Annotated in this window: 16 protein-coding genes; 7 read left to right on the forward strand and 9 right to left on the reverse strand. The window is 39.1% G+C overall.

Annotation, left to right across the window (positions count from 1 at the left end):
- The first annotated feature begins 309 nt into the window (after positions 1 to 309).
- The 3 genes from HX021_RS09185 (at position 310) to HX021_RS09195 (ending at position 1,931) form a co-directional block, all read left to right on the forward strand.
- The gene (locus tag HX021_RS09185) at positions 310 to 1,194 is read left to right on the forward strand and encodes a hypothetical protein (RefSeq protein ID WP_286589899.1); all 885 of its coding nucleotides are present in this window, start codon (positions 310 to 312) and stop codon (positions 1,192 to 1,194) included.
- 163 nt (positions 1,195 to 1,357) lie between these two features.
- Positions 1,358 to 1,681, forward strand: coding sequence for an NUDIX hydrolase (locus HX021_RS09190; protein WP_286589900.1), 324 nt, complete (start codon positions 1,358 to 1,360; stop codon positions 1,679 to 1,681).
- Positions 1,575 to 1,931, forward strand: coding sequence for an NUDIX hydrolase (locus HX021_RS09195; RefSeq protein WP_286589901.1), 357 nt, complete (start codon positions 1,575 to 1,577; stop codon positions 1,929 to 1,931). Before HX021_RS09190 ends, HX021_RS09195 begins: the two co-directional genes overlap by 107 nt.
- Before the next feature lie 18 nt (positions 1,932 to 1,949).
- On the opposite strand, the gene HX021_RS09200 is transcribed toward HX021_RS09195, so the two are convergent.
- The 3 genes from HX021_RS09200 to HX021_RS09210 all read right to left on the reverse strand — a co-directional run bounded on the left by HX021_RS09200 (position 1,950) and on the right by HX021_RS09210 (position 3,516).
- Positions 1,950 to 2,384 (reverse strand): hypothetical protein, encoded by a 435-nt coding sequence (locus tag HX021_RS09200; protein WP_286589902.1) that lies wholly within the window; start codon positions 2,382 to 2,384, stop codon positions 1,950 to 1,952.
- A gap of 124 nt (positions 2,385 to 2,508) precedes the next feature.
- On the reverse strand, positions 2,509 to 2,772 hold the full coding sequence (locus tag HX021_RS09205) for an Ada metal-binding domain-containing protein (RefSeq protein WP_286589903.1): 264 nt from the start codon (positions 2,770 to 2,772) through the stop codon (positions 2,509 to 2,511).
- A 30-nt stretch (positions 2,773 to 2,802) separates the two neighbouring features.
- Positions 2,803 to 3,516, reverse strand: coding sequence for a 2OG-Fe(II) oxygenase (locus tag HX021_RS09210; protein ID WP_286589904.1), 714 nt, complete (start codon positions 3,514 to 3,516; stop codon positions 2,803 to 2,805).
- Positions 3,517 to 3,677: 161 nt separating this feature from the next.
- Here HX021_RS09210 and HX021_RS09215 point away from each other — a divergent pair, with 161 nt between their 5' ends.
- The 4 genes from HX021_RS09215 to HX021_RS09230 all read left to right on the forward strand — a co-directional run bounded on the left by HX021_RS09215 (position 3,678) and on the right by HX021_RS09230 (position 7,422).
- Positions 3,678 to 4,592 (forward strand): helix-turn-helix domain-containing protein, encoded by a 915-nt coding sequence (locus HX021_RS09215; protein WP_286589905.1) that lies wholly within the window; start codon positions 3,678 to 3,680, stop codon positions 4,590 to 4,592.
- 92 nt (positions 4,593 to 4,684) lie between these two features.
- Positions 4,685 to 5,446, forward strand: coding sequence for an SDR family NAD(P)-dependent oxidoreductase (locus HX021_RS09220; RefSeq protein WP_286589906.1), 762 nt, complete (start codon positions 4,685 to 4,687; stop codon positions 5,444 to 5,446).
- 90 nt (positions 5,447 to 5,536) lie between these two features.
- Positions 5,537 to 6,829: an adenylosuccinate synthase gene (locus HX021_RS09225; protein ID WP_286589907.1), complete on the forward strand. Its 1,293-nt coding sequence runs from the start codon at positions 5,537 to 5,539 to the stop codon at positions 6,827 to 6,829.
- An 11-nt stretch (positions 6,830 to 6,840) separates the two neighbouring features.
- Positions 6,841 to 7,422 carry a Crp/Fnr family transcriptional regulator gene (locus HX021_RS09230; protein WP_286589908.1) on the forward strand — a complete coding sequence of 194 codons (582 nt, stop codon included), beginning with the start codon at positions 6,841 to 6,843 and terminating at the stop codon, positions 7,420 to 7,422.
- 26 nt (positions 7,423 to 7,448) lie between these two features.
- Here HX021_RS09230 and HX021_RS09235 read toward each other — a convergent pair whose 3' ends face one another.
- From HX021_RS09235 to HX021_RS09260, 6 genes are all read right to left on the reverse strand, one after another.
- The gene (locus HX021_RS09235) at positions 7,449 to 8,684 is read right to left on the reverse strand and encodes a porin (protein ID WP_286589909.1); all 1,236 of its coding nucleotides are present in this window, start codon (positions 8,682 to 8,684) and stop codon (positions 7,449 to 7,451) included.
- A 507-nt stretch (positions 8,685 to 9,191) separates the two neighbouring features.
- Positions 9,192 to 10,790 carry a RagB/SusD family nutrient uptake outer membrane protein gene (locus tag HX021_RS09240; protein WP_286589910.1) on the reverse strand — a complete coding sequence of 533 codons (1,599 nt, stop codon included), beginning with the start codon at positions 10,788 to 10,790 and terminating at the stop codon, positions 9,192 to 9,194.
- A 26-nt stretch (positions 10,791 to 10,816) separates the two neighbouring features.
- Positions 10,817 to 13,927: a SusC/RagA family TonB-linked outer membrane protein gene (locus HX021_RS09245; protein WP_286589911.1), complete on the reverse strand. Its 3,111-nt coding sequence runs from the start codon at positions 13,925 to 13,927 to the stop codon at positions 10,817 to 10,819.
- Between the two features lie 378 nt (positions 13,928 to 14,305).
- Positions 14,306 to 15,808, reverse strand: coding sequence for a SusD/RagB family nutrient-binding outer membrane lipoprotein (locus tag HX021_RS09250; protein WP_286589912.1), 1,503 nt, complete (start codon positions 15,806 to 15,808; stop codon positions 14,306 to 14,308).
- A gap of 18 nt (positions 15,809 to 15,826) precedes the next feature.
- Positions 15,827 to 18,964, reverse strand: coding sequence for a SusC/RagA family TonB-linked outer membrane protein (locus HX021_RS09255; RefSeq protein WP_286589913.1), 3,138 nt, complete (start codon positions 18,962 to 18,964; stop codon positions 15,827 to 15,829).
- A gap of 593 nt (positions 18,965 to 19,557) precedes the next feature.
- Complete coding sequence (locus HX021_RS09260; RefSeq protein WP_286589914.1) at positions 19,558 to 21,018, reverse strand: SusD/RagB family nutrient-binding outer membrane lipoprotein; 1,461 nt, start codon at positions 21,016 to 21,018, stop codon at positions 19,558 to 19,560.
- Between the last annotated feature and the right edge of the window lie 4 nt (positions 21,019 to 21,022).

Raw genomic sequence — 21,022 nt, forward strand, 5'->3', positions numbered from 1 at the left:
TCGGTTTTATGTACATATAAATTTAAGAAATAATTCAGGAAGCTCCCATATCCGGTCGCTATGGTACGAAACGAGCAACGCTGCTTTGGCTTTTTATTTGTATTTTAGAATCCACAAACAAAGCTTAGTATGAAGTGAGCATCATGTTTTGTGATCCTGCTTCCTGAAGTACGGACCACCTCACAGTATGCTGATCGTTGCCAATAGCGATACTGCGCTGTATGATCTTTGTTTGAAGTAAAACTAACATCTCTGAAGTCGGTATCCCTGAAAAAATTGGGACCACTTTAAAGTAGATCATATTTAAACATGAACAAATTCAGCTTATTTGTCGGGAATGACATCAACAACATCTCTCCGGGGATCAGTTGGAGTGATCTGTTGGCCAATATCAAAACAAAATATAATGTCGCTTCATTGGAGAATGGACAGAAACCATTCCCCATGTTATATGAGGAAATATTTTTAAATGCCATCAAAGAGAAAGATCTGCATGAAAAAGAGCTTAAAATTTATATTGCTGACAGCGTATCACAAATCAAACAGAATGAAATACACCAGCTGATCAGGGCTACTCCTACGGCCAACATCATTACGACAAATTATGAATTTAGCCTGGAGGGATCTCCTGACACAGTAAATTCAAGCCTGATCAAAGAAACAACTTACAGTGTTTTCCGGAAACATGATTCAGCGGACAAAACCTATTGGCATATCCATGGGGACTGCAACAATCCGACTTCTATCAATCTAGGCTATGAGCACTATTGTGGGCAGCTTCAAAAAATGAGAGACTATGTGGTGAACGGCACCAATTACACCTCCGAAACAGTTTATAAGGAACCGCTGATCAAAAGATTGAGCCAGCAAAAAAAACTAAACTTACAATCATGGATTGATCTATTTTTCACAACGGATATTCACATTTTAGGACTGTCACTGGACTTTGTGGAGATCGATATCTGGTGGCTTTTAACCTATCGTGCGCGAAACAAATTTTATCGAAAAAGTAATTTTATCAGCAATAAATTGTTGTATTATACTACGAAAAAGTGGTACAATATCTCTAAGGATAAGATGCAATTGCTTCAGGCAAACGATGTCGAGATTATTGTTATTGATGAATCAAACAAAACAAAATATTATAAAAAGGTACTGGAAACAATAAATAAAAGGTACCAAGGAAGCAATTAATCTAAACACATATATTGAAATTCAAAATATTTCCATGGAAATGTTTCCAACAATAGCTATTCAGGAGTTCAGGAAAAATTAACTGGCAATTTTCACCAGATTTTCACTAGTTTAAAACGGATTGATTGCCAGCTATTATTCTATAAAGCTTAACACAACAACAATGGATATTGAAATCACAAAAACAGAAATCTTATCAGACAATTGGTATACCTTAAAAAAAGTCACTTATCAGTATATCAAACCCGATGGCACGGTACATGAGCAGAGCCGGGAAGCCTATGATCGGGGAAATGGGGCAGTTATTCTACTTTATAATATTAAAAATAAAACGGTCATCTTAACCAGACAGTTCAGAATTCCGACGTACATCAATGGAAATGAGTCAGGCATGCTCATCGAGGCCTGTACTGGGCTCCTCGATAAAGACTCACCACAGGATTGTATCCGCAGAGAAAACGGAAGAAGAAACCGGCTATCAGATTAAAGATGTAAAAAAAATATTTGAGGCCTACATGTCTCCGGGGTCAGTAACCGAAATACTACATTTTTTCATTGCTGAATATACAGACAACATGAAAGTGGGGAATGGCGGAGGGCTGGAAGAAGAGGGCGAACATATTGAAATAATGGAAATCCAGTTCCAAGATGCCTTGGACATGATCGAAAAGGGTGACATCAAAGATGGGAAGACAATTATGCTCCTCCAGTATATCAGGTTACACCATCTATTATAAGATGGTGATTCTTGACGATCACTCGGATGTATGTATTTTTTTAAAGACAAATTTAACCTGCTGAAAGCTGATCGTTGATGGAATGTAATGTGGAATCCCCATATATACCTGCTCTGTACCAGTTCCCAGCATATATTGTGTCCCTTTTTTTAACAATACAACCGGTCTCCGCTTTTTTTGTCCCCACCCAAAAGGTGTATAATAATAGTCACCGATCAATGTATCTTTCTGGATATTTCCCTGAACCTCACCCGAATCAATTTCATTGCCGGGTCTATAAAACCTTAGCTCTCCATGAAAGCGGCTTTCGAAGAGAGTAAGTTCCAGTCGGGCACTGTCACGGTTGTTATAAGCGACATAATGCTGCATTTCTCCAGCTTGTCTTTTCTCCTCACAGCCTGTCAAACATAAAATCGACAACATCAAATAAGCGACAGTTACAATTATACGCATCTTTTTTACAAATTTGCTAAACAAGATCTCCATTGGAAACAATTTGGCATTTCCAGTGAAGATATTGAATGTTCGATAAGATACATTATTTTTTGAAATCTCCCCCAATTGCTGTCAGATTTAGTCAGTAAATACGGCTAAAGCAACTAGTGTTGGCTTTCCATGCTTTATATTGCTCTTTTAAACAATGCCCACAAGGCCTATAATTTGCTGCTACAGCTTCTTCTTCCGTTGAAAAAAACACTCTGTTTTGTCTATTCATCCGCTTTCCAGATCCACAGGAAAGCAGTCCATAGATTTTCAGTTTGGCATTCCCGCCCAAAGTGATCTCCTGTTTCCGGATCTTCTGCCGCACCAGGGCATCCGAAATAGTACTGTGCCATTGCATGACTTGATAAACTTGCTTTGACCTATCCTACTATTTGATGGCATCATGAAAGATGATCCCCAATGCATGACGTTCGCCCGAAGTCACCGTACTGACTCCATGCTTCATATTGACCCGATAATATCCCTTGCTGCCACGCTCAGGCCTAAAATTGGTTGCAAAAATGACCATATCTCCTTTTTTAGGTTTCAGCACGACGGCTTTAGACTGCGCTCTTGGAATTTGTTGAGTCAGAACAAACTCCCCGCCCGAATAGTCGGTTTCGGGATCACTTAACAACAAGACCACTTGTATCGGGAAATAAACTTCTCCATACAAGTCCTGGTGCAGGGTATTAAAACCACCTTTACCGTAGCGTAGTATCAGCACTGTGGCCTGATCTTGCTCATGCAAACGACATTCGGTCAATAGCTCTTTGTGATCCAGGGGAAAAATACGATCGATTTTCAGCGCCTTAAACCAAGTATTTGCAATAGAAGCTAAAAAAGGATAAAGTGCTGTTCGTATCGTCTGGATCAGAACCGGTAAAGGGTAGTGGAAATACTTATATTCTCCAAGCCCAAAACGGTGTCTCGCCATGACAACCGTTTTGCGATAAAGAGCTGCGGTATCGTAATTTTCTTTTAACATTTCACATTGTGCATCGGTCAACAGTTTGGATACAACAGCATACCCATGGGCATGCATCGCTTCCGTAATACCAAACCACTCCAGCGTTTTTATTTTTTGAACAGTATTTTCCATAACACGAATCTCCGTATTACGCCGAAATTAAAAAATCCGAAATATGCTAACCTGGATCAACCTCTCCCTAAAAACTGACTATCCTGATTGAAGAAGCCACACATTGTATTGCAATTAAGGACCAATTTAGCTAAGTTTGATTATTGCAAAAAAGTTCGCATATGGAAACAACTTCGATCGAACAATTTTATCAGGAGATAAAAGCGAGCATCCCTCCGGAAATAGCACGTGAAATTGGCCACTTCAATATTTTTAGCTTTGAAGAGCTGGCAGCAAGGCTGCAAGATAAGCCCGTCATGCCCTACAATAAACGGACTTATTATAAGATCAGCTTAATCACCGGAAAAAACACGGCTGAGTATGCCGATAAAGTGATAGAAATCGAAAAATCCGCACTGGTATTTGCAACCCCCAAAGTTCCTTATCACTGGATTCCGAAAGACAAAGACCAGAAAGGATACTTTTGTGTTTTTACAGCAGAATTCCTGGCCCGAAATAAAAGCGGGGTTGTGCTGGACGATCTCCCTATCTTTAAGCCGGGAGGCCTTCCTATATTCCAGATCTCGCCAGAACAACAGCTTGAAATAGAGGAAATTTTCAAAAAAATGAATAAAGAGCTATCCTCTGACTATATTTATAAATATGATCTTCTGCGTAATTACGTATTGGAAATCATTCACTATGGACAAAAGCTGCAACCTAAAAGCATCACAAATCCGGCACATAATGCCTCCAGTAGGATCAGTTCACTTTTTATTGAATTATTAGAAAGACAGTTTCCGATCGAATCGCCCATGCAGCACCTACAATTGCGTACGGCCAATGATTTTGCCAAACGTCTGGCCATACATGTCAACCATCTCAATAAAATTCTGAAAGAAAGTACCGGAAAGACGACAACCCATGTGATCAGTGCAAGGATCACACAGGAGGCAAAAATTTTATTGAAACAAACCAATTGGAACATCTCTGAGATTGCCCATTCGCTCGGTTTTGAGGAGGTGGCCCATTTCTCCAACTTTTTCAGAAAACAGACTGCTCTTTCGCCAAATAATTTCCGGTCACAGTCATCATAGTTTGAATTTTGCAAATATTCATTTGCTTTTCGCAAACTTGCCTGGTCTTTTTCGGACGATCTTTGTGCTATTGAACTTAATCAGAAAATACAATGGCAACAAACAAAATCGCTTTAGTAACCGGTGGAAGCCGTGGTTTGGGAAGAAATATGGCCCTCAGTCTTGCAAAAAAAGGAATTGATGTCATCTTAACCTACCATAACAATAAAGAAGAAGCTGATCAGGTCGTCTCCATGATCCAATCTTTGGGGCAACATGCGGCTGCTTTTCAGTTAAACGCAGCGGACACCAAATCTTTCAATGGCTTTATCCATCAAGTAACCGCCCATTTGAATGCTCAGACGGGCCAGTCAACCATTGATTTCCTTATCAACAATGCAGGTACAGCGCTATATGCCCCTTTTATGGATACCACCGAAGAACAATTTGATGAAGTCTATAATATCCATTATAAAGGCGTTTTTTTTCTTACTCAAAAAGTCCTGCCTTTTATAAACGACGGAGGCCGCATCATCAACATTTCCTCAGGACTTGCCCGTTTTGCCTTCCCCGGTTCTTCAGCCTATGGATCAATGAAAGGTGCTATTGAAGTGCTGACACGCTATCTCGCTAAAGAGTTAGGTTCACGTGGTATTGCTGCCAATGTGGTCGCCCCCGGTGCAATCGAAACAGACTTCGGTGGTGGGCATGTTCGTGACAACAAGGAAACCAACGCCCATATCGCCAGTGTCACTGCTTTAGGCCGAGCCGGTGTGCCCGATGATATCGGTGGTGTGGTTGCTTTCCTCTGTACTGAAGAGGCCAGATGGATTAATGGACAACGGATAGAAGTCTCTGGTGGGATGAATATCTAGCTGCTGCAGGACTATACTTAAAAGGGTATGGTCCTTGCGTTTTTGCCAAATGGCAATTGGACACTCCGGAGCAAATCCTAGCTTTGAACCATGAATCAACAGAACAAAAGCATGGATATTTTAATCGGACTTCAATGGGGTGATGAAGGTAAAGGAAAATTTATTGATCTGATCAGTCAAGAATATGATATGATCGCGCGGTTCAATGGTGGTGCCAACGCAGGCCACAGTATTTACCATAATAATCAACGTGTCACCCTAAAGATATTACCATCGGGGATTTTTTATCCTCATATCAAAAATATAATCGGCACCGGGGTAGTCATTGAACCATCGGCTTTGAAAGCCGAGATTGATCAGCTTCAATCCCTTATTTCCGATGCCGATCTCAGGAAAAGAATCATTGTATCTAAAAAGGCTCATCTTGTGTTACCGACATATGGTTATTGGGACATGTATCAGGAGGAATCAGCCCTGTATCGTACGATAGGAACAACAAAAAATGGTATTGCCCACACTTATTCCAGCAAAATACTGAGACAGAATGTACGGGTAGAGGATATGTTCTCCAAGGATTTCAATACAGATGTGTTCCAGATCATCAGCAGGCAATATAGGGAGCTCCAGTACCTTGGTCAAAAAATGCCATCACTGGATGAATTATACGGCAATTTTATGAGGGACTGTGAATTGCTGAAGCAATTACATATTGCCGACACAGAAGTACTGCTGAACGAAGCATTAAAAAACAACAAAAAAGTGCTGGCCGAAGGAGCACAGGCAACCATGCTCGACATTGATCATGGGACTTATCCATATGTCACCTCATCCCATACCATTGCTGCCGCAGCCTGTGTAAGCTTAGGGGTATCGCCTCGTCTTGTTGATAAAATCTATGGTGTTACCAAAGCGTACTGTACACGTGTTGGGCATGGTATCTTCCCTACGGAGATCATTGGCTCCCTTGCCGATGACTTACGCGTGCGGGGCGCTGAATTCGGATCCAATACCAAACGGCCCCGACGGATCGGCTGGCTGGATATCCCGGCCTTAAAATATGCCATCATGCTCAACGGTGTCACTCACCTGATTCTAACAAAAGCTGATATTTTGAATGGCATGGCCCAAATTCCCGTTTGCACACATTATGAAATAAACAAGCAGCGATCCAGTTTGGCTTCCCTCTCCTCGACCACTGATGAAATGAAGCCCATATGGAAATATTTGCCTGGATGGGACGTGCCATTTGCCCAGATCAGCGACGCAACACAGCTCCCTAACGAACTGACGGCATTTCTATCGTTTATAGAACAGGAACTCGATACACCAATTAAATACCTTTCCACTGGGCCTAAGCGGGAAGAAATGATTAACTTAGTATAAGAGCAAGCAGTATGGAACAGCTTTTTAGATATATCCGAAAATTTGGTCCCCTGGATAAAAGGGAGGAAGGCCTCATCATGCAGGCCTTCCAAAAAAGAAGTATTCCAAAAGCTACGTATTTTGTCACTTGCGGAAAGATCAACAATAGTATAGCTTTCGTTGAGAATGGTGTATTCAGATCTCTCTATTATAATAATAAAGGGGACGATTTTACACGATATTTTATTTATGAAGGAAGATTTATCGGTGATTTTCAGAGTTTCCTGGATCGCACTCCTTCTAACGACTATATTGAGGCACTGACAGACGCTGAGGTCTGGAGTCTTGACCATGACAATTTTCTCCTGTTGGAAAAGGAAATTAAAATCTGGCCTTTGCTGGTCGCAAAGTTATATGGCTTTGTGATTGAAAGCAAACTGAAGACTGCAAACACTATGCTGAATCTTGATGCCAAAGCCCGTTACCTACTCTTTCTGCAACTGTATCCGGGCCTGGCGAATCGGGTGCCATTAGCCATGCTGGCTTCCTACCTAGGGATTACAGCCTCATCCTTAAGCCGCATCCGGAAAAACATCTCCTTTAAAGCCAAATAAATTGCGTATAAACCTGCTCCTTTTATCTACCAGCGGTACTGCATGCGTGTTGTAAAGACATTATCCTTAATATCAGCAGAGAAATTTTCCAGGCTTGTGGCTTCATTGGTCACGTGCTCATTATAGACCGTCAGCTTAAGTCTGCTGCTGAATTGATAAGAGAGGCCATACCCCAATGTACTAAATTTAACATCGCCATCGGCCGTAAAATTTCCGGGCATACCAATGGTAGCACCACTTGCATTTGTATTCGGATCATACACATCATAAGCCACCATCGCTGTTAAACCCGTGCGTGCAACTTCCTGGGTAAACCATAGATAATAACCATTGAATTTGCGTTGGTAAAGATCTGTCGCCGGTTGGGCTGTAAAACTACGGCTCGCATAAGGCCCTTTGATATCAGTTCCACCAGCTACTCCTGGTTGATCTCCAGCAACATATTCTGTTTTAAAACTGGATTTGCCAAAGCTATTATCCAGCTCCACCTGGAGGTTGGCACCATAATAGTTCCGTCCAATGCCTTTTCCTTCATTTTCATCAGCAGTGTGGACCGTATATCCATTCTTTATCGAGGTGTAATACGTTTTTGTATCATTCCGTACAGAACCTTTGTAAAATGAACCACCAAATCCAAGATGGAGTTTTTTATCTGCAAGGCTATCAAATTTAAAAGCAAGATTGCCTATGAAGTCTTTCTTTGAATCATAGTCTCTAGCTGAATGCCCACTACCGTTCACCAAAGCCAGGTCAAGGTTCAAAAACTTCAGTTTATTGCCAGGATGATAACTTATCATTCCCCCAAGATCCCTTTCCCGGGGCATTAACGTCTGAAATACACGTGCCCGCTCCGGAAAGTCGCGGTAGCCTGAAGAATAAACAATAGAATAACCAAATGGTCTATTGAAGAGACCCGCCGTCAGGCTCAGCCCTTTCTGATCGGGGTGCCGCAACTGGATAAAAGCATCCATCAGCTGTACGCCATCTTGTGTAGCATCTAGTTGAAATACGATACTGGAATACTTATCCACACGGTCGATTTTGAGGCGCCCCCTTCGGATCATGAATCTATTATCAGAATTCTTTGAAAAATCTCCTCCAGAAAATGATGTTATTCCAGGAGATTGCGCCTTTTGAAACTGTGTCTGAAGGTATCCGGTGATCTTGATATCATGAGGATCATAACTTGAAGGGGCATTGTTATTTTGCGCTAGCAGTGCAACTGGACTGATCAGACCTACAAGTAAAAGTGCTTTTTTCATTAGAATATAACCTGTTTTTAATGCTGATGAAGCCTGCATGCACATTCCTGTTCATTTTTTTCTGCTTATACATATTGTATTGCCGCCATGATGGCTCCACCAAGTTAAATAATCAAACTAGTAAAAATGATTTTTTAAGTATATCATGCTTTAATAAAAGATACAATATACTCAATAATTTCAATGCCGTAAAAATAGATTCTCAATATTAAGTTAATATTAACAAATTGTTAGTCTATTAATTTATATACATAAAATTAATGATTTGATAACAATGACGACTACGAAATAAACAAAAGGCCAAAAGATAAATCTTCTGGCCTTTCGTATAAATGTTAATCAACATGTAACATATGCTGATTCTAATGCTTTTTTATAATCACTCTCACGAAGAGGTATGGTCCCAGTCCATTTATTTTTTTCTTCGGGACCGCAATTAACTACTGTTATCAATCGGGATGATTGTCCATTAATCATCCCGATTGATAACATATGCTTTATGAAAAACTAGTTACCATATCCTGGATTCTGTTCTAAATTTGGATTTGAAGACATCTCAGATTGTGGTAAAGGCCATAAAAATGATTTATCCGAATAGGGAATGGCTGCACGTTTAGGTTCAACAACCACCCCTGGCTTATAATTATCTAGGCCACCTGTAGTGATTTGATTGGATAAGACTTTTGCTGGGACACCAGCTTTTCCATAAGGACTCAATGCTAAGCGGTGTAAATCTCCCCAACGTTTTCCTTCTCCAGTGAATTCAATTCTGCGTTCCTGATAAATAGCTAATTTAAGATCACTAGGTGCACTTGTAAATTGTTTATCAGCTGGAACGGCTCTATTTCGAACAGCATTCAATAAAGCGAAAGCTTGGGTATTATTGCCCTTATAAGCATAGGCTTCTGCCACATTTAACAGTACTTCTGCATAACGAATAATTGGGTTCCAGGAATCCAGAATGGCTACGGCTCTGTATTTATAATTAAATACAAGTTTATAGTTTCCTGTGGTCTGGATATATTGCAATTTTGTTTTCCTTGCATCCCCGGGCACCCAAAAATCGGCATTATAAAGATTAGGGCTCGTCGCTATTAAATCTCTACCTTTAAAGGAACTTGGAGAAAACATACTTGCAATCGCACCGTTTACACCACCATTTTGCGCTTGTGTCTGTGCCACTGAAAAAATCGATTCAACATTGGCCGCTTGTGAAGTAAATGGAGTCTCTACGTCTGCTTCCAGTTTATAACCACCAATTGGAGAAGTAAATCCTCCTGAAGCTGCGTCTGTGCCCATCTTTTTACCTTCAGCAATGACATTGTCATAATCTGCCATGTGTAGGTAGACTCTTGTTTTCAGGGCTATAGCGGCACCTTGAGTTGCTTTTGAAATTGACAGTGCTTTATCTGATTTAGTTACTGGCAGGTATTTCTCTGCATTATTAAGGTCTTCAATTATTTTAGCATAGTCTTCGGCAACAGTACCACGTTTTTGAGAAATCCCCTCCTCAACATCTGGAGCTCCTGTCATGGCCTTCGTTCTATAAGGTACACCTGGATTATTTCCTTTATTATCTGCATAAGGTTTACAGAAATGCAAGACCAATTCATGATGTGCCAATGCTCTTAGAAATAAGGCTTCACCTTTATAAGAATCACTTTCCTCTTGGGTAAGCACACCTGATCCAACAGCATCCTCAACGCCTTTAATAAATACATTTGCCTGATTGATCAATGCATACAGCTGCTCCCAGTGATTTACATTATTAGCTGTTGTTGAAGTATATGTTCCTTCATATGTAATCTGATAGAATGCCTGAAGATTAATCATATCCTCACCACGCATCTCCCCTTGTTCAATCGAAGCTCCACCAAATGGATAACCACGTCCTGTAGTCAATCCGGTCCCAGGATTGTAGCGGCCAACAGCAGCTTGCCAGTATACACCAGTCAGTGCTAATTCAATGTTCTGTTTCGTGCTAAAAGCTGTATTATCAGCTAACTTATCTAATGGCGAAAGTTCTGTAAATTTTTTACAAGAAGTGATCGAAAGAGCTAATAACAGTCCAGCTAAGGCGAATTTACTTTTATATTTTAGTTTCATTCTGTATTCAAATTTAAGGTCATCAATTAAAATGAGGCATTTACACCAAAGGTAAATGTTCTAGGAATTGGGTTAGATCTAAAATCTATGGCAGGTTGCGCATTTGATGTTGAACTATTTGCTAAATCAGGATCCAAACCCTTATATCCGGTCAGTACAAATGCATTGTCAACCGTGGCAAATACACGTAATTTACTTAGGTAAATACTTTTCAAGAACGGTGCATTGGAAAAATTATATCCCAAACCAATTCGTTGCGCTCTGAGGTAGGCTCCATTTTCTAAAAACCGACTGTTTAAGCTTGAGTTTAGGTTCAATGCATTGTCAACACCATAATACAATTTGGGTACATCCGTTTGCTGTCCAGGCGCAGTCCATCTATCCAGTAGCTCCTTGCCAGCATTTGCAAAATTGGTATTACTCAATAACTCTTGTCTTGTTTTGTTATAAATTTTATACCCAGCAGCAAAGCTAAAATTTAAGGATAAATCAAAGCCTTTATACGTAAATGTATTATTAAATCCGCCAAACCATTTTGGATTTCCTTGACCCATCCATTTTTTATCTGATTCGCCTAAAGCAGCGTCTTTTGTATTGGATACGTCAGTCGGGTCAGCCTCATTATAAAAGGCATAACTAGTACTTCCACCAAGATTCTGAACAATACTTCCATCGGCCTTAGTATATAAAGCATTTCCATTTGCCGCATTTACACCAACATATTCATAGCCATAAAATGAACCAAGTGCATGTCCAACTTCCACACGATGATAATTATAAGGGATTGGTCTTCCAGCTAAAGTCTTCACGGTATTGGTGACATAGGTCGCATTTAAGTTCGTATTCCAAGAAAAGTTTTCTTTTTTTATGATTGTTCCTGACAAACTTGCCTCCACTCCTTTATTGGACATCGTCCCAACATTCTGAGAGATAACATTATCTGGGATTCCTAAGGATGGCGCTGTTGGTACCGCCAATATCATATTATTGATATCATTCGCAAAATAATCAGCTGTAAAGAAGAATCTATCTTGAAGGAAGGCTAAATCGACACCAAAATTCCATTTATAGCTGGTCTCAAATTTCAACTTATTATTACCTGCCTGCGAAAAATAGATTCCATTTTCAGCGCCATATTGTGTTGCAGAAAATAATCCAGCATACGGGTAAAGACCAATTTCTGTATTACCTACTTTCGCATAACCTCCGCGAATTTTAAACTGCGAAATAAGATTACTATTAAAAAAACTTTCTTTCGCTACATCCCATCCTAGTGAAACACCTGGAAGAATTGCGCCCTGCTCACCAAAAGGTAAATCTGAAAGCTTATCATGACGCAATGAGGCTGATAATAAATATCTCTCTTTAAATGCATAATTCACCTTTCCGAAAATTGAGCTGAAGGATCTTTCAGAAGCTGCTCCACCCAACAATTGATTGGTCAAAGAACCTGAGATGATATTTTCGTTTTCTGCAAAATAAGTGGAAGAAAGGCCAAAACCATGTGCATAGAAGTAGCGTGTCTTGGATTTTTGATATTCTGATCCTACCAATACTGACAATGAATGATCAGTCCATTCTGTGGTGTAGTTCAATAAATTTTGCCAGTTATATAGATTTCTTGGTAAAGAATATTGATAAATCCGTCCATTAACACTTTGACCATCTCCATGTCCCGGATCCCAGTACAAGAAATCCTCACCATTTTGGGCCGTCACGCCGATCTGAGATCTAAAGCTAAGTCCTTTTAGGATTTCAATATTAATAAAGCCGTTTCCGTTGAAGGACAGCATGTTGGATTTATAAATATTTTTATCCAAAACATAGCGTTGGTTGGTATAGTTCCCATAGATTGGCAATGTATTACTTCCTTGTCCAAGGCTCTTCAAATCAGAGGATAAGTTATAACTACCGTCAGCCCATTTGGCCGGAACGTTCGGAAATGCAAGAATTGCGGCAGCCACATTGGAGGAAAGACCGGCCTCAGACGTATTGAAACCATAGTTAGTCTGATTACTTACCGCAGAGTTAAAACCAATAGTCACTTTATCATTGAAAACTTTTTGTTCAGCCTTAGCTCTTAAGGAAAATTTACGCAAACTATTCGCATCAGAGATTCCTTGCATATCCGTAAAACCTCCCGAGAAGTAATAATTTGTTCTTTCTGTAGCCCCACTAAAAGAAAGTGCATGATTATGTTGAAGTCCAGTTCTAAAGATTTCTTTTTGCCAATCTGTATCATACACCTCGCCACTCACAGGATCTTTTGTTTCAAATGCGGCCTCAGGATTGTTTGAGTTTTTTAATTTTTCATTGGTAATTTCAATGAATTCTTTCGCATTTAAAAGGTCAAAATATTTGGAAGGAGAGGCTGCTGCCACCCAGCCGTCATATGTCATAACCGGTGAACCTGTTTTTCCTTTCTTTGTGGTGATCAATATCACACCATTTGCAGCGCGTGACCCATAAATCGCTGTAGCCGCTCCATCTTTCAACACCTCCAAACTAGCAATATCATTCGGATTGATATCTGCAAGTGGATTATTTGCCATAATTGCCCCATTATCTCCAGAAAGGTAAGGGACACCGTCAATCACATATAATGGTGTACTGGAACTTGAAATGGAATTGGTACCACGGATACGTATTTTCGCTGCTTGCCCTAATAAGCCCGAAGTCGTTGAGACCTGCACACCAGCAGCCTGGCCTTGCAAAGCTTTATCTAAGGATGGAACTGGGACATCCTTAATGGTTTCTCCTTTTATAGAAGTGATAGAACCAGTAATTTCACGCTTACGTTGCGTACCATACCCCGTTACGATCACTTCATCCAGTTCCGATGAGGATCCTTCCAAAGAAACATTGTACAAGCTAGAGTTCTGATTGACTATAATTGTTTTGTCTGAAAATCCCACAGAACGGAAAACCAAGGTTTTACCGGCAGGAACACTAATCGAGTAATTACCGTTTGAATCAGTTTGTGTAGCTTGGTTAGTGCCCTGAACAAGTACTGTTACCCCTGGCAAACCTTTGCCATTGTCCCCTGTTACCCGTCCGTTAATTTTCTTTTCTTGAGCGAACGCTACCGACGTAAGGATAGCTCCACCCAATAAAAAACTGAGTAGTTTGTGTTTCATATATTTATGTTAATTAAAAAATGAGTATTTTTTCTTGCAAAAAATCTTGGTTAGCTTATACTTTTCATCAATTAATATATGCTCTTAATAAGTTAGTAATAGTTAGTAACACCGCTCTTCGGCATATCAATAGCTGAAGGGAATATTGAACACAAAATTATATTTTTTTTTAAATTTTGCAATTAAAGCATAATATTACACTCACATTTAATCAACAACAAAACACAAAACACTGAATAACAATATATTAATAAAACAAACTTTTGTAACAAAAATTATAACATTCTGCAACAAATTATGTGTAGACAACATTTTCCTAAAACAATTCAAAAAAAAAGCAGCATATACATGCTGCTTTTTCAATCCAATATGATCAATTTAATTTACATCCCAAAATATTCTGCTTTTCTGTGGATCAATGTCTCCTTGTGCTTTTACATTCGCGTTGTTAAAACTATATTCATTCTGTGGATACATCAAACGCAAAGGCACCTTTCTTGAGCCTACACTTGAATTTTTGGAAAGAGGTACATCCTTAGGAAAGCCTAACCTTCTGTAATCCACGTAAGCTTCAAAATTATTAATACCCGGAAGAGATAAATATTTCTGATTAACAATCAGCTCTAATTTATTTGTAGCTGTTGCCCAATTTGCAGATGGTGAAAGTAAAAATGCGGTAGCTACTGTATTGGCATCCGTAACATCCAACCAATTGAAAGATTCTTTTACGGCGTTTTCATACGCGGATTTTGCATCACCAGAGATCCATCCCCGTTGAATAGCTTCTGCCTGTAAAAATAAACTCTCAACAGATGTCATCAACCATAATGGTTGTGTTCCGTCCTTCAAAACTCCTGTACCTATTACAATAGATTCTTGCGAGGACGATGCTCCTTTCACGTTGGTAGCACCAAGATCTTTACCAACCCATGGATCTTTAGGATCTACAGGATTTCGCGCCGGCAAGAAAAAATACTGATAACGAATATCATTATTACTTTTATATCTATTTAATAAATATTTACTCACGCGATTAAAACCGTCTGTCAATGTTCCACTTTGATTGGTTACATAGGTGGAAAAGATAGGGTTAACTTGATTTGCAGCCATTGCAAATGCAATGGTCAGATTTGCTGATTCATCAGCTTTAATAAAACCACTACCATCAGCTGTAATTTTGGCAAGCTCGGCTGTTGGTGTTTTATTGACTTCAGATTGGTGGATCAATAATTTCAATGCTTGCGTATTTGCTAATTCACGCCATCTCGTTAAATCGCCGCCGAATAATACATCCGCATTTTTGATCTCATCAGTCATTGCTAATCCTTGTTTAAAGATAAGACGGGCAGAATCAAGCTGAACCAATAAATCCTTATAAATGTCCGCACCTTTATCATACTTTGGGGCAACAGAAGCATCGCCTCTCAATGCATCCGAATAAGGAACATTGTTGTACATATCCACTAAGTACATAAATCCAATGGATTTCATTACTTTGGCGGCTCCTACATAGAACAATTCGTTCGTTTCCCGACCTTTCTTTTCCATAAAATCGGCATCAGTCAATACATCATACCAAGAGGTGCTACTATTTGCCCATTGTGCTTGTTGATAAGATGGTGTGATATCGTAATTTTCCAAAGGTATGCTTGGTCCAAAATCACTACCACGGCCCCAGTATCCGGACCAAGAAGCAGCCCAACTATATTGTGTTCCCATTCTTGTCGCAGTTTGCTTAAGTACCATTGGAAGCAAGTAACTAGCTTTAACTGTAGGTTCAGTTGGGTTATTTGGGTTTTCGTTAATATCGAAGAAGCTATCTTTACATCCTGTCATTGCTAAGGCTGCCGAAAATAGCGCTATTATAACTTTATTTTTCATTTTTAAATTTCTTTATCGTTAAAACTTAGCATTAATCGTGAATCCATAGTTCCTCACCGGTGGATTAGCATTTGCATTAACATTACCATATGCATTTGGATAATCCGAGGCCATACTATTGAAATCGGGATCCATAAATTTATTTTCTTTAGGCAACCACAAAGCTAAATTACGCCCAACCAATGCTACAGATAGTCCTTTGATTACTTTTTGACGGGCCGCCAACCATTCTGCTGGTACATTATAAGTTAATGAAAGCTCACGTAATCTCCATTGACTTGCACTCACAATAAAATTAGACGCAGCATCCTGGAATTCAGCCGTATAATAATTATACATTTCTTCATGCTCACCTATCTTAGCAGTTGTATTCTCAATATATTTACCTGGATTATTTGGATCAGCGATTACAGAGTTTGGCAAAATAAATGGTTGTCTATCATTGTATGCTGTAGCCTCCGAAACCCCTGTCCATGCCATATCAGATCCAAGTCCAAAGAATGAAGCCACATGCCCACCTTTATGTTCAAACATCGCTGACAGGTTAAAGTTTTTCCAGTTAACTGATGGGGTTAAATTTACAATCCATTTTGGTAAAGTACGACCAAAATTCACGTTATCAGGAGATACTGATGGTCTACCAGTTTCAGCATCTACAATAACACGTCCCTGATCATCTCGCTTATAGTCCGTTCCACGCATTTGGTAAGCAGGAAGTCCCTTAATCGCGTAGTTTCCTGCAGCCACATAGCCACCGATTGAAAGTTCATTTAGACCAAGGCTTTCGTCAATACTCGTCACTTTAGAGTCATTCCACAAGAAACTTCCCTTAAGGTTAACACCGCCATTATTGAATTTGATTATTGGTGTTATATTGAAGCCGAAGTCAACCCCATAACTATTAAAGGATGCAGCATTTCGATAACTTCTCGAATATCCTGATGCTTCCGAAATATTTACGCTAATGATCTGATCCGTATTCTTATTGTAGAAATAAGTTGCTTCTAAGGTCAAACGATTATTCCATAATCCAGCTTCAAAACCAGCCTCGGTCGTAGTGATACGCTCTGGCTTCAAGTTCGGATCATATGTTGTATTATTTGCCGTCAGTCCTGGAACAGAACCAAAAGGGAATCCACTGGTTGCCGGTTGTGAAAAGGTAGCTGCCAAGAAATATGGATCTATGTCAGAATTTGCGGTCTTGGTCCAGCCCCCTCTAATTTTCAAATAATTGAAAGCATCTGATTTCAATTCTGGCATGGCGTCGGTTAAAATAACAGCTGCGTTTACACCTGGATAGAAATAAGAATTATTCCCCATGGCCAAGGTGGAAGATTTGTCCCAACGTCCAGTCACTTCAATGTTTGCCCAGTTTTTATAATTTAATCCGGCACTACCATACACAGAAAAAAGACGAGTTCGATAACCATTTGAAGATCCTGACAGGATACCAATTCTATTGCTCAGGTTATATAATTCAGAAACAACCAGATTATCTGCACCGACCTGTGTCGTTCTCCAATCATTCTGACGAACATAGGTACCTAATATCCCTTTAAATGTAAAATCATCGTCGATCTTGGTGTTGATATCTGCAAATAAATCTGAGGTTAATATCGTTTGATTGTAGTTATATTCCTCAATTGCTGCAGAAATTGGATCTTTACCTCTATTAATTGCCCATTCAGATGGATTTACCCCTACTGTTCTATTTCTTTCCGCAATATTACGTGAAGTTATTGACGCACGATAGGTAAAGTTTAACCAATCTGTTGGTTTTAGACCTAATTCCAGGTTACTAATGAGATCTTGTTTTTTACCATCTTTACGCCAGTTACCAATTGAAAAATAAGGGTTTAATCCATAATTCGTAAACCAATTTTCATATTGAGCAAACTTATCGTTTTTATAATCTTTATACTTTGATAGGATAATATCTGCAGGTGTATTGATCAGTTGGCTGAATAATCCTGAATTACCTCCAGTATTTTGAGCTGCAAAAAAATCAGCTTGAGCTACCTGATTATACAAGTTGTAATTTTGTTGTGTATAGTTAAAATTCACCCCTGCCCTGAAAATTCCAAATTCTCTTTGCGAATTTAAGCGAATACCTGTTCTCCTATTTTTATCATCTGGTACAATACCTTTGACTACAGCATCCTCAATACTCATGAAAAAATCCTTGGCAGCTAACGAAACACCGGTTTGATTCGTAACGCCGGTATTATAAAATTTTTCACGTTCGTCGGTACCGCTATAAGTCGTCGTTTGTTGGCTTCCATCTGGAAGCTTTGGACCAATATCAATTGTTGAACCATCAAATGCTGGTCCCCAGCTCCAGTTTTCTATTGGATCAACAATACCATCGTAACCTTGTCCAAATTGTTTTTGCAATTTTGGAAAAAAGGAAATTTTTTGCCATTGTGTTGAATGGCTTACATTAACACTTGGAGTATCCGCATTTTTCTTAGTAGTCACCATAATAACACCATTTCTGGCATCAGGACCGTAAATCGCTGCAGCAGCTCCCCCCTTAAGTACAGAGACATTCTCAACGTCATTTGGGTTTAGAGACGAAAGATATTTAATATCCATCTGTATACCATCCAATACGAGTAAAGGATCATTTTTACCAGTCAATGAACGGATACCTCTTAGATTGATTTTCACATCCTCGTTCACACCGGAACTTGTGGTCGTCACATTTAATCCAGCAACTTTACCTTGTAAACCGTTAGCCAAATTGACAGCACTTGCCTGATTTATTGATTTTGAAGATACCTGTTCTGCTGAATATCCCAGCTCTCTCTTCTCTCTCTTTACGCCCAGAGCAGTAACAATTACTTCATCCAACTCACGATTAGAATCGTCAAGGGTAACATTAAACGCTGACTGTCCTTCTTTAACGATCAAGGTTTTATCTGCAAAACCAATCGAACGGAATACAATCACTTTTCCTGTTGGAACAGATAACGAATAATTACCATTCGCATCTGTTTGAGTAGCAGTATTCGATCCCTGCACTAAGATAGTCACACCCGCTAATGGCTTACCATCAGCACCTGTTACACGACCACTTACTTTTCTTTCTTGTGCGAATGCAACAGAAGTTAGGATCATACTACCCACGAATAAACTGAGTAATTTGTGTTTCATATGTTTATGTTTAATTAAGTTTCTCTCGAAAAGACTTTGGTTAGTCAAGCTATACTTTCCAATAATTGCGCTACGTTTTCTTAGTTAGTAACATCTTCTATAACAAGGCCTTTCAGCATGTTAAAAAATGTTAAATACAAAATTATAACTTTTTTCAACATTTACAATGCATGCATAACTTTGTAATAACAATTAATTTATAATAAATCACAACAAGCTGTATCACAGGTTATTATTTTTAAAAATACCATAAAAAAAACGGTAACAATCTTGTTTAAATTAAAATCCTATTATGGGAATCCGCCCCTATAACCTAACTTAATATGATCGTTACTTAATATGATCGTTCAAAAAGACATAAAACCAATATGTATAAAATGAATTACTCCATATCTTCCATCTGCAAAACAATTAGCTGTGCTTTCGCTTTTAATATGGAGGGAAAACATTTGGCAAATTGATTATTACTGAGATAAATTGTTATAACCATAATCAGAACACCGATCATGATACTTAGCCTATGGATGCCGTTGGTAAAAAAAAGCGGCAACTCCTTTCGAAGTTGCCGCTTTTAATTTATATCATCCAATAGATTATTTGACATCCCACCATACTGGCGTATAGATCACTACATTCCCCGGATAATTTACATTTGTAGTTGCCTCACTATTTGCATATGGCATACGTAAAGGCATTCTTCCTTCACCTAAAGTTGAAGCGGCTGATGTTGTAAAAAACGTTGGATACCCCGTTCTTCTCCATTCAGTCCAAGATTCAAACCCTTGGAAGCCACACATCGCAAAATACTTTTGTGTAATAATTGATTTTATTTTTGCCTCTACACTACCAGTAAATACTGCATCTGGAGCAGTAGCGATATAGTTTGCAGCAGCAGTAGCGTTACCTGTAGTGGTAAAACTTGATGTAATACCTGCTTCATAAAGGGCTTTTGCATCTCCCGATCCCCAACCTCTCACGACAGCTTCTGCTTGTAAAAACAGACTTTCAGTAGCAGAGATTAATTTTACAGGAGCCACTGCAGAAGTAGGATCTACCGCACGACCACCTACTAAAGGAGATGGCGATGATACAAGTTTATTTGTATTTGTAGCATAAGTTCCTTGATTGATATGAGCAATGGTATCTTGGCCTGTTACTTTATCATAAAAGGCAAATCTTCTTGGATCATTATTTCTCACAAATGCTTTCACTGCGGTTGCGCTGGCTACTACATTTTGTGTTTTTCCTAAACCAACCATTTCATTGTAAAACGGATTTTCATTACCTCCAGTAGTTGTATAGGTAATCGTTGCATCATCTTCCAAAAAAGTCGCTTTGTTTGCATACAGCGCTTTAATACCAGCTGCAGCCTTGCTTGCATCAACATTTGAAATACGCAAATATGCTCTTAGTTTCAATGTATTCGCAAAAGCTTTCCATTTGTTTAGATCGCCGCTGAAAATCATATCTTGACTCGATACCGGAATTGCTTGTTCTGTTGCTATTAAAGCCAATCCTTTATCTATATTGCTGAATATAGAGTCATATACGACTTGTTGTGCCTCATATTTTGGATTCAAATTCCCATCAGCCTTTAAGCCCTCTGAAAGAGGAATATCTCCATAAGCATCTGTTGCTACTTGAAATGCATAAGCTTTTAATATATAAGCAATACCTTTGTAATTATCATTGGCTGCAACATTTGAATTGATGATCAACTCAGCATTATTCAAAGCATTTCTATAGAGGATAGACCAAGGTCTGTCCATAGCACTGTTTGTAATTCTGTATTGATCTAAAGTACGGTATTGTGAAGACGTCGGATTTTGTGTCCAATATTGCCCCCATATGTTACCATATACTTGAAACGAGTTACCAACTACTTGGCTAATGGCAGCCTCTACCGTTGGTAATAACAAACCAGGGGTAGCAGTCTCTGGATTATTAGGGTTTTCGTTGACATCCAAGAATTTATTACATCCTGTCAGACCAACTGTGCCAATTAAAGCTAAAAGTAAAAGCTTCTTAGCATTTTTAATATTTATAGTTTTCATACTT

It is taken from the genome of Sphingobacterium sp. N143 (assembly GCF_030325625.1).
GTDB lineage: Bacteria > Bacteroidota > Bacteroidia > Sphingobacteriales > Sphingobacteriaceae > Sphingobacterium.